The 11,847-nt window shown below is 65.4% G+C and carries 1 protein-coding gene; it reads right to left on the bottom strand.

Annotated features, from left to right (window positions below):
* Nucleotides 1-145: 145 nt before the first annotated feature.
* Complete coding sequence (locus LL972_RS07680) at nucleotides 146-11,176, bottom strand: autotransporter-associated beta strand repeat-containing protein (RefSeq protein WP_228327072.1); 11,031 nt, start codon at nucleotides 11,174-11,176, stop codon at nucleotides 146-148.
* Between the last annotated feature and the right edge of the window lie 671 nt (nucleotides 11,177-11,847).

Below are 11,847 nucleotides of genomic sequence, written 5' to 3'. Positions count from 1 at the left end.
CAGCGCCTGCCAGTGCGGGTGCGCTGCAGGCGCAGGTGCAGGTGCAGGTGCAGGTGCAGGTGCAATCGTGACGATGTACGTGCGTGCGGTTGTATCGGCCAAAAAAAAGCCCCGGCAATGCCGGGGCTTTTTGGTCTGCGATGAATCAGAAGTTCCAACCCAAGGTGACCTGGCCGCCGTATGCGGTCTGGCCATCGCCGTTGAGTCCCTGCAACGACAATGCCATGCGGCTGTTGGGCGAGGTGATCAGGCTGACACCCAGTTCGCCGACCACCGCGTTCTTCGCCAGCGTGACGCTCTGCACCGAGAACTGCGAACCGGTGCCGATGAAACCGGCCGAACGCTCCACGGCGCGGTCGCCGAATGCATGCCGCCAACCCACCGAGGCATATACCCCAGCGGCCGGACCCAACTGCCAACGCCCGCGCACACCCACGGTGCTGGTGGTGTACTCGTCCTTGGCACTGTCCACCGACAGCCCGGCAATGCCGCCGCGCTCGTTGAAACCATCGGTCTTCAGATGCGTGTAGTCGGCTGCGATGAAGGGGCTGTACACCGCATTGCCGGTGCGCAGATTCCAGGCTGCTTCCAGCGACACGGTGATGGCCTTCGCATCGTAATCGCTGGTCAGCCGCTCTTCGAGCACGCCGGGCAACATCACCCGACGGCTGCTCTCCACGCTGTAGTCCGCATAGTCGACCGCAGCCTGCAGGGCGAACGCGGACCAATCGGCCTGGGCGTAGATGCCGGCATGGGTGCCATCGATATCGGAACGATCAAAGGACTCGCGCGAGCGGGTTTCGATGTCCTGGTTACCGACCGCCACACCGACCACACTGCGCTCGCCGATGCGCCGTTCTGCACCAGCCATGATGCCGTTGTCCTCGCGTCGCACCGAGGCGGTGTTGGCATCTCCATCGACACGATTGGGCAGGCTACGGCCGGTGATCCAGACCGTGGTGTCGCCCACCCGCGCGTCCTGAGTGTCGCCACGCAGATGATTGCCGACGCCGCTCAGCAGGAAGCGGCTATCCAGCAAAGCGGTCGCCGTGCTGGCATGGCTTTCGCCTGACAGCGATGCAAACGCGGTGCTGATCGCCTGCGGGTCATCGGGCAGACGCACCACTGCCTGGTAGACCGGGCTGGTGGTCGGCAAGCCGTCCACCGCAGCTGCGGCAGCCTGCTGGTTTGGCGCGGTGACCGCATCGACCATGGCCACGGTGTTGCGGCCAAACGACACCGACAACGCCGTGGCACTGGCGCTGACATTCGGCGTGACGAAGGCGTAGTCGGAAACGACGTTGGTGAATTGCCCGGTCAGCCCGCCAGCGGCGCTGATGACCGGGATCTCGGTGAACAACGGCAGATCGGTCGCACGCACCAGTTGCAGGGTGCTGCCCGGCGCCAGCGTGACCGCACCGCCCACGCTGATCGGTGTGACCGCGCCGCCTGCGCCTGGCGTGACCTGCAGGGTGGAACCACTGCCGAGCGTGGCATTGCCGCCGACACTGATCGTGCCGGCGCCGCCACCGATCGCCACAGTACCGCCCGAGGTCAGGCCACCGACGCTGCCGCTGCCGGTGAGCGTGCCGCCCGGGCCCACCGTGACCGGCCCGCCCAACGCGGCGCCCGGATTGGCCGGGTTGCCCAGGCTCAAGGTGCCCGCAGCAATCGTGGTCGGCCCGGTGAACCCACTGCTGTTTGCGGTGACCAGCAAGGTGCCCGCACCATCCTTGAGCAGACTGCCGGTACCCGACAAGGTCCCTGCGTAGGTGCCATTGGCGGTCTGCTGGAACACCAACGCGCTGGCATTGGCGATGTTGCCCTGCAGGCTGTCGGTATCGCCGATCAATGTACCCGCGTTGATCGTGGTGCCACCGAGATAGGCGTTGACACCATCCAGCGTCAACGCACCCGCGCCGTTCTTGATCAACGTACCGCTACCGGTGACGTTGCCGGCAAACGTGCCATCGCCGGCCTGGTCAAACACCAGTGTCGCATTGTCGACGATGTTGCCCTGCAGGCTGGTGGTGTTGCCGATCAGGCTGCCGCTGGCAATGGTGGTGCCACCGCTATAGGTATTGGGCGCCACCAGCGTCAACGCACCTGTCCCCTGCTTGACCACACTGCCCGTGCCGCTGACTGCACCGGCGAACACACCATCGCTGGCCTGATCGAACACCAGCGTGGCGTTGTCCACGATGTTGCCCTGCAGGCTGGTGGTGTTGCCGATCAGGCTGCCGGCGCTGATCACGGTGCCGCCGGTGTAGGTATTGGGCCCGAGCAATTGCAGCGCGCCGGTACCGGCCTTCTGCAGCGAGCCGGTGCCGCTGAGCGTACCGGCATACACGCCGCCGGTGTTCTGGTTGAACACCAGTGCCGCGTTGTTGGCGATATCGCCCTGCAGGCTAGTGGTGTCGCCGATCAAGGTACCGGCCGCAATCGTGGTGCCGCCGGTGTACCCATTCGCACCGTTGAGCAACAGTGCGCCGGCGCCGTCCTTGATCACGTTGCCGGTGCCGGTGATCGAACCGGTGAACACGCCATCGGCCAGCTGGTTGAATGCCAGCGTCGCGTTATCGACGATGGCTCCCTGCAGGCTGGCGCTGTCGCCGACCAGCGTGCCGGCATTGACCGTCGTGCCACCGCTGTAACTATTGCTGCCGTCCAGTGTCAGCGTGGAAACCCCATTCTTGGTCAACCCACCGGTGCCGGTCACCGGACCGGTCAAGATGAGATCGTTGCTGCCCGCAAATGCGACTGCACCTGCCAGCTCGACTGCGTTGGCCACCGTCAATGCTTGATCGGTATCCAAGGTGGTGCCGGTCGCGGCGGTCAACGTCCCGGTGCCCAGTGCTTGTGCATCACCTAGCACCAAGCTACCGCTGGCAAGCGCAGTGCCGCCGCTGTAGCTACTGGCTTCGGCAAGCGTCAACGCCCCTGCCCCCTGCTTGACCACACTGCCCGTACCGCTGACTGCACCGGCGAACACGCCATCGCTGGCCTGATCGAATACCAGCGTCGCGTTGTCGACGATATTGCCCTGCAGGCTGGTGGTGTTGCCGATCAAGCTGCCGGCGCTGATCACGGTGCCGCCGGTATAGGTGTTGGGCCCGAGCAGTTGCAGCGCGCCGGTGCCGGCCTTCTGCAGCGAGCCGGTGCCGCTGAGCGTACCGGCATAGACGCCGCCGGTGTTCTGGTTGAACACCAGTGCCGCGTTGTTGGCGATATCGCCCTGCAGGCTGTTGGTGTCGCCGATCAAGGTGCCGGCCGTGATCGTGGTGCCGCCGGTGTACCCATTCGCACCGTTGAGCAACAGTGCGCCGGCGCCGTCCTTGATCACGTTGCCGGTGCCGGTGATCGACCCGGTGAACACGCCATCGGCCAGCTGGTTGAACGCCAGCGTCGCGTTATCGACGATGGCCCCCTGCAGGCTGGCGCTGTCGCCGACCAGCGTGCCGGCATTGACCGTCGTGCCACCGGCATAGCTATTGCTGCCGTCCAGTGTCAGCGTGCCGGTGTTGGTCTTGATCAGCGCGCCGCTGCCACTGATATCGCCGGCAAGCGTGAGGTCTGCCGGGTTGTCGACACTCAGCGCAGCGCCCAAAGTGACCGCATTGCCCACTGTTGCGGCAACAGGGTTGGTCAGCACCGCATCGCCGACCACCGCCAAGGTGCCGGTGCCCAGCGCGTTGTTGCTGCCGATCGACAACGTGCCATCGCTCAGCACGGTCCCGCCGGTATAGCTGTTGTTGCCACTGAGCGTGAGCGTGGACGCGCCGGCCTTGATCATGCCGCCGGCACCGCTGATCGCGCCGGTCAGGGCGAGATCGTTGCTGCCAGGCAGCGTCACCGCACCGTCGAGCACCACCGCGTTGCCCACTGCCAATGCCTGATCAGTATCGAGGCTGGTGCCGGCTGCCGCGGTCAACGTGCCGGTTCCCAATGCCTGCGCATCGCCCAGCACCAGCGTGCCGCCGCCAAGCGCGGTGCCACCGGTGTAGGTATTGGCGGCGCCCAGCACCAGCGTGCCGGTGTCGAGTTTCTGCAGCGTGCCTGTCCCGCCGATGCCGACGTCGATGGTGCCGGTGACGCCAGGGTCGACACGGATGATGGTGGTCTCCGCATTGGCGCTCAGCGCACCGGCGCCGGCATCGCTCAGCACATAACCGTCGCTGATGAACTGCATGCCGGTGATGCCTTGCGTGCCCTGCACGCCCACAGTCCCGGCGGTGCCGGCGAACACGGCAAAACTGTTCTGCCAGTCGCTGTTGCTCAGCCCATCGATCGAGGTCCAGTTGGTGGAGCCGGCGGCCCACACGCCAGCGCCACCATCGATGCTGCCATTGGCGATGGTCTGCGTACCATCCCAGAACTGCACGTTGCTGCCGGGCGACACCACCACCACGTTGACCTGCTGGGCCAGCGCGGTCTGCAGGGTCAGCTGGGCCGGGTCCACGCTGCCGGGCAGCGTGCCGACGCCCATCCCGTTGTCGGTCAACCCACCGGTGTAGTCGATCAGGCGATACACACCGGTGCCGAACCCGCCGATGTCGGTGATGTTGAGCGTGCCGTCCAGGGTGAGATCACCGTTGACCGCCAATACGCCAGTCTGGCTGGGGATGCCCAGGAACGCGTCGAGCGTGGCGTTGGGAGCCAGGCTCAGGCTGCCGGTGGTCAACACTGCACCACTGCTCACCACCAGACGACCGCCGTCGCTCACCGTCACCGCTGCATCGACCACACCGCTGCCATTCAGGCTGCCACCGCTGCCCACGGTCAGGCCGCCGGCACTGGCCAGCGTGCCATCCACATCCAGCGTGCCGGCGGTGACCTGGGTGGTGCCGCCGAGCGTGCTGGTGCCGGTGAGCTGCAACGTCCCGGTGCCCACCTTGTCCAGATTGCCTGCATCGCTCAGGCTGCCGGCGAAGGTGCTGCCGACGTTGTTGGCGCCGAGCTGCAGCGTCGTACCGCCCGACACCGCGACGTTGCCCTGGCCTGTCACCGCGCCCAATGTCGCATTGCTGCCGAGCGAGAGCCCGGCACCTGCGGCGATGTCCACGGCGCTGGTGTTGCCCAACGCGCCGGGGGCAGCGGTGGCAAGCACGCCTGCCTGCACCGAGACCGGGCCGGTGAACGAGTTGACGCCAGACAAGGTCAAGGTGCCCAAGCCCGTCTTGGTCAAGGCACCCGCGCCACTCAGCACCCCGGTCAATGCCAGATCGTCCGCGCTGGCAATGGTCAGATCGGCGCCCAGGTTGACGCTATTGCCCAATGCCAGCGCAATCGCATTGCTCAACGTGGAGTTGCCCAGCACCGACAGGCTGCCGACGCCCAGCGCCGTGTTGCTGCCAACCGCCAGGGTGCCTGCGTTCAACACGCTGCCGCCGACGTAGCTGTTGGCACCGTCGAGCGTGAGCGTGGAAGTGCCGTTCTTGATCAGACTGCCCGCACCGCTGATCGGGCCGGACAGGCTCAGATCGTTGCTGCCGACCAGGGTGAGCGCACCCGTGAGCGCCACCGCATTGCCGACCGCCAATGCCTGGTTGCTATCGAGGCTGGTGCCGGCTGCTGCGGTCAACGTGCCGGTGCCAAGTGCCTGCGCGTCGCCCAGCACCAGGGTGCCGCCGCTGAGTGCGGTGCCGCCGGTGTAGCTGTTGGCCGCGTTGAGCACCAGCGTGCCGGTGTCGAGTTTTTCCACGCCACCGATGCCGGACATCGCCAAATCGATGCTGGCGGTTGCACCTGGATCCACACGCATCGCGGTCAACGGAGCGGTCACCGCCAGCCCACCCGCGCCGGCGTCGGTCAACTGATAGCCGTCGGTGACGAACTGCAGGCCGCCGATGCTCTGCGTGCCCGCCACGCCCACCGCGCCGGCGCTGCCGGCGAACACCGCGAAATCGCCTTGCCAGGTGCTGTTGGCGCTGCCGTCCTGGCTGGTCCAGTTGGTCGCCGCACCCCACGTCCCTGCACCGCCATCGACAGTGCCGTTGGCCGTGGTCTGCACGCCATCCCAGAACTGCACGATGCTGCCCGGCGCGGTCACGACCAGGTTGAGTTGCTGGCCGATGGCAGTCTGCAGCGCAAGCTGGCTGATATCCACGCCGCCGGGAAACAGGCCGATCGCCAGACCGTTGTTGGTGAGCAAGCCGGTGTAGTCGATCAGGCGATACACGCCCGTGCCGAACCCACCGATGTCGGTGATGTTGAGCGTGCCGTCCAGGGTGAGGTCGCCATTGACCGCGAGCAGCCGCGTATTGCTCGGCGCTGCCAGTGCGACATCGACGAACGCACCCGGCGCCAGGGTCAGGCCACCCACGCTGAGCGAGGAGCCGCTGGTCAATGCAAGCCGGCCGCCGTCGGCGATGGTCACGTTGCTGCCCACGCTGCCGGTGGTGCCGGTGCCGGTCAAGCTGCCGCCCAGCGCCACGTTCAACGCGCTGGTGCCGAGGCTGCCGATCACATCCAGGGTGCCAGCGCTGACCTGGGTGGCACCACCGATCACGCTGTTGCCAAGCAAGCGCACCGTGCCCGCGCCGACCTTGTCCAGATTGCCACCACCGCCCAGGCTGCCGGCAAAATCGCCGCCACCCAACTGCAGCGTGCCGCCGGCATCGGTATTGACATTGCCGGCGCCGCTGAGCGCGGTGATCAGGCCACCGGTGCTGAGATTCAGCACCGCACCTGCAGCGACATCGACGTTACTGGCGTTGCCAAGCGACGCAGCCGTGCTGGCCACCAGCGTGCCGGCCTGGATCGCCAGCGGGCCGGTGTAGCTGTTGCTGCCATTCAAGGTCAGGGTGCCGGCGCCGGTCTTGATCAAGTCGCCGGTCCCGCTGATGTTGCCGCTGACCAGCATGTCTGCACCGTTGTCCACGGTGAGTGCTGCGCCAAGCGCGATGTCGTTGCCCAATGCCACTGCAATCGCATTGCTCAGCGCCGCATTACCGACCACCGACAGGCTGCCGGTGCCGAGTGCGTCGTTGGCGCCGACTGCGATGGTACCGGCCGTCAACGTAGTGCCACCGCTATAGCTGTTGCCCGCGTTGAGCGACACCGTGGTGGTGCCATTCTTGATCAGGCTGCCGGTGCCGGTGATGGGACCGTTCAAGCCCAGATCGTTGCTGCCGATCAGCGTGAGCTGATCGTTCAACTGCACCGCATTGCCCAGCGTCAATGCGGTAGTGGCATCCAGTTCGGCAGGGCCGCCGACCAGCAGCGCACCCACACCCAACGCAGTGTCGTTGCCGAGCACCACACGCCCTGCATCCAGCGCAACACCACCGCTGAAGGTATTGGCATTGGCCAGGGTCAGCGTGGCAGCGCCTTGCTTATCGAGACTGCCAGTGCCGCTGATGACGCCATTGAGCGTGATGTCCTGCGTGCCTGGCAACGTGAGGGCGCCATTCAAGGCAAGCGCATTGCCCAGTGTCACCGCAGTGCTGGCATCCAGCGTGGTACCAGCCGCGGCGCTGAGCGTGCCCAACCCCAGTGCGGTGTCGCTGCCGACCACCACTGCGCCGCCCTGCAATTGCAGTCCGCCCGCCCAGGTATTGTTGCCATTGAGGGTGAGCGTTTGCGTGCCGTTCTTGATCAGGCTGCCGGCGCCGTCGACCACGCCATCGAGCGTGAGGTTCTGGCCATCGATGCCGAGTTGACCGGCGACGTTGACCGCGTTCTGCAGCGTCACCGCAGTGCTGGCCGTGAGCTGGGTGCCATCGGCAGCCGTGAGCGCGCCGGTGCCGAGCGCAGTATCGCTGCCGACCACCAGGGTGCCGGTGTCGAGCAAGGTACCGCCGGTGTAGACATTGTTACCGGTGAGCGTCAGCGCACCAGCGCCCTGCTTGATCAGGCTGCCTGCGCCACTGACGATGCCGGTGACGCCAAGATCGTTGTTGCCGGTGAGCGAGAGCGCACCGTTGAGCACCACAGCGTTGCCGATCGTGGTCGCGGCGGTGGCCTGCAATTGCGTGCCATCGGCAGCGGTCAGCGCTCCGGTGCCCAATGCTGCGCCGTTGCCGAGCAGCAAGGCGCCTGCATTGAGATCCACGCCACCGGCGAAACTGTTCGATCCAGCCAACGTCAATGCAGCGCCACCGTCCTTGACGATGCCACCCACGCCGCTGACCGCACCGGTGAGGGTGAGATCCTGGCTGCCGCCGAGTTGCAGATCCGCTTCCAGCGCGACGTTGTTGGCGAGCACACGTGCGGCGGTATTGTCGAGCAGTCCGCCGCCGACGGTCAGGGTGCCAAGCCCCAAGGCGGTGTCGCTGCCCAGGATCAGGCTGCCTGCACTCAGGCGTGTGCCACCGGTATAGCTGTTGTTGCCGGCCAGGGTCAGGCTGGCGGGACCCAGCTTGTCCAGGCTGCCCACACCGGTGATGGCGCCGGTGAGCGTGAGTGCGTTGCTGCCACCCACATTGACCAGACCCGCCAATGCAATGGCATTGGCCAGTGTGCTGACGGTTGCGTTGTCCAGGGTGGTGCCAGCCGCTGCGCTGAGCGCGCCGACACCGAGCGCGGTGTCGCTGCCTACTGTCAACGTGCCCGCGCTGAGCGTGGTGCCACCGCTGTACAGATTGTTGCCGCTCAGCGTGAGATCGCCGCTGCCGGATTTGACCAGGCTTCCGATACCGCTGATCGCACCGCTCAGTGTCAGTGCCTGCGTCCCGTTGAGTGTCAGCGCACCTGGCGTCAATGCGATCGCGTTGCTCAGCGAGGTGGCCGCAGTGGTTTGCAGGGCCGCATCGCCGGTGACGTTCAACGCACCCGTGCCCAGTGCCGTGCCGCTGGCCACCTGCAGGGTGCCGGCATTGAGGTTGGTACCGCCGGCATAGGTGTTCAGGCCACCCAGGGTCAGGCTGCCGGTACCGAGCTTGGTCAACGCACCGGTGCCGCCGATGGCACCGGTCAGATTCACGGCATTGCCGCTGCTGCCCACCCCTAAGGTACCGGTGAGTGCAATCGTGTTGCCCAGGGTTGCCGCAGCGGTGGCATCCAGCTCGCCGCCGCTTGCGGTCAACGTACCGGTGCCCAGTGCCGCGTTCGCGCCCACCACCAGGCGCCCGGTACTCAGGGTGGTGCCGCCGGTGTAGGCGTTGTTACCGCTCAGCGTGAGGTCGCCCGCGCCGCTCTTGATCAGGCTGCCGCCCCCGTTGATGGCACCGCTCAACGTCAGCGCCTGCGCGCCGGTCCAGTTCAAGGGACCGCCCAGGCTGATGCCATTGGCCACTGTCAATGGCGCACTGGTGCTGAGGTTGGACGCGCCGGTGACATTCAAGGCGCCGGTGCCCAGTGCCGAGGCAGTGCCCAGTTGCAAGGTGCCCGATGCCAGCGTGGTTCCGCCGGCGAAGGTGTTGGTGCCGCCGAGTGCGAGCGTGCCGGTGCCGGTCTTGTTGACACCACCGGCACCGGCGAGCGTGCCGGTCAGCGTGAGCGCGTTGCCGCTGGCGCCCAGGCCCAGCGTATTGGTCAGTGCAAAGTTATTGGCCAGGGTCAGCGGAGCGCTGGTATCCAGCTGTCCACCGGCGGCTGTCACCGTGCCTGCTCCAAGCGCGGTGTTGGTTTCGATCAGCAGCGTGCCCGCAGCCAGCGTCGTGCCACCTGCATAGGTATTGCTGCCGCCAAGGGTGAGCGTGCCGGTACCGATCTTGTTCAGCGCGCCAGCGCCGCTGATTGCGCCGCCGAGCCGCAGGTTGCTGGTACCGCCGATGCCGATGAAATCGTTGAGCACGAACGCGTTCGGCAAGTTGACGGCAGCACTTGCAAGTACGCTGCCAGCAGATGCGTTGACGGTGCCCGTTCCCAACGCGCTATTGGTGCCCACGGTCAGTGACCCGCCGAGCAGGTTGACGCCGCCGCTGAAGGTATTGGTGCCGGTCAGGCCCAGCGTAGCGGTGCCGGTCTTGGCCAACGCACCGATGCCGTTGATGGGGCTGGCCACCGTCAGCGCATTGGCGCCCTGCAAGGTCAGGCCACCTGTCCCCAACGTGATGCCGGCGGCAGGCGACAAGCTCAGGCCGGCGGCCGTCGCCTCCAGCGCACCGCCGTTGCCGGTGATGGCAGTCCCGAGCTGCGCGGGGTTGGCGAACTGCAACACGCCGCCATTGAGCGCGCTGCTGCCGAAGTTGCTTCCGCCTCCCACCGACCAGGTGCCGCTGTTGACGCGCAGGTTGCCGAAATTGATGTATTGCGCTGTGCTGAGCGTTCCGACGCCAGTGCTGCCGCTGCCGGTTCCGCTGGCCGAATTCTGCAGGATCAGCGTATTGGTGCCGCCTGCACCGCCGTCCACCACACCCGTCTGCGCGAAGCTCAGCAAGCCGCCTGGTCCAAGCAATTCGAGCGCCAGCCCGCCGCCGCTGTTGACGCTGCCACCAGTCACCGCAGTGAAGGTGTTGGTACTGCCCGCCCCCATCGACACGCTGCCGTTGATGGTGCCGGCGTTGACGAAGCTGTTGCCGGTGGCCGAGCTCTGGAAGCCCACGCGCCCGTTGATGGTGCCGGTGTTGACCGCATTGACGGTGCCGCCGCCGCTGACCGCAATCACCGGCGTATCCGCACTCAGTACCGACAGGTTCAACAACGCACGGCTATCGATCAGGCCGGCATTGTTGATCTGCACGACGCCATTGCTGGCCGAGGTGATGCCGAGCGCCATACCGTCGAGATTGAGCAGGTTCGCCCCAAGCAGGCCGCCGGTGCCGTAAATCGCGCCGGTGGCGAGATTGTTGGCGGTTACCGTGGTGGAACTGGCGTTCCCCATGGTGACGCCGGTGCTCAGCACCGACAACAGGCCGAGCACCGATGGATCGATCGTACCGCTGTTATTGAGCGTGGCATTGGTGCCGCTGAGCGCAATGGCGGTGCCACCGAGCAGCCCGGCGGTCATCTGCGTGCCTGCCGCAACGTTGACAGTCAGGTTGTTTGCGCCGCTTGCAAAGCTGTTGCTGGTGATCGGCAGCCCCGTGCAAGTGACGGTGGCGCCCGCTGCAGGAAGTGCAGGCGTGCATGCCCCCCAGGCCAGCATCGGTGCGGCGGCTCCCACCGCCAGGACCACAAGGCTCGACACGCTGCGGCGAGTTGCCCCAGGCTTGCGCCGCCGACGTACCAGCTCGTGCGTCACCACCCAATTGCCAATCGCCGCGTCCCAGACCAGCGCAAATGCACGATTCATTTTATTCCCCCTGTATCGCCGTGCAGAGACTCACGCACACACACACGCGCTCTCCAACAGCAGAAAGTTGATTTACTGTCGAGTCGGTTTAAAACAGCTTGTGCCGTACCAACCGATGTCACCTACGGATGAGGACGTTTAATACCATTCCCTGCGAAGAATAGTGGGAGATTAATAGGCAAAGCGCCATGCTTGAAACTGTGCTGAATATCACTAACCACAGAACTATCCACGAAACACGTCGAAACTGTCGACTGGTTTGCTCGTGCCCGCCAGTCTGCTTTCGCCACCTCATGTGGCGGGCGCCACATGCCATGCACTGCAGGCGTCAACAAACAAACATGCACTATTCGGCTCTAAAGCGGAATGTGATTGGATGAGATCGAATGTTCGAAGCGATCTGATGCGGTCATCAAGAGACTGGCGAACCGAACCATTTTGATTGCATACCTCGCGCAGCATGCTGCAACGCGGAACCGAAAATTCCGGTCTATATAGTGCTGCGAGCTCTTTAATGAGTCCGCTTTCATCATTAAGACCACCGCCAGCTGTCGACGCCGATCAATGATTACGGTATTTGTGTGCGGCCGCACCGGCAGTCTATTTTATTGTCGTGTTCGATAGCACGCGGTGGAGTTTATTGAGTGGACTGGCTTATTCGGAACGGTTTC

Origin of the sequence: Xanthomonas campestris pv. asclepiadis (assembly GCF_020784175.1) — a bacterium.
Lineage (GTDB): Bacteria > Pseudomonadota > Gammaproteobacteria > Xanthomonadales > Xanthomonadaceae > Xanthomonas > Xanthomonas campestris_D.
Note: the sequence above shows the minus strand (reverse complement) of the source record. Positions and strands in the feature narration are given on the sequence as shown.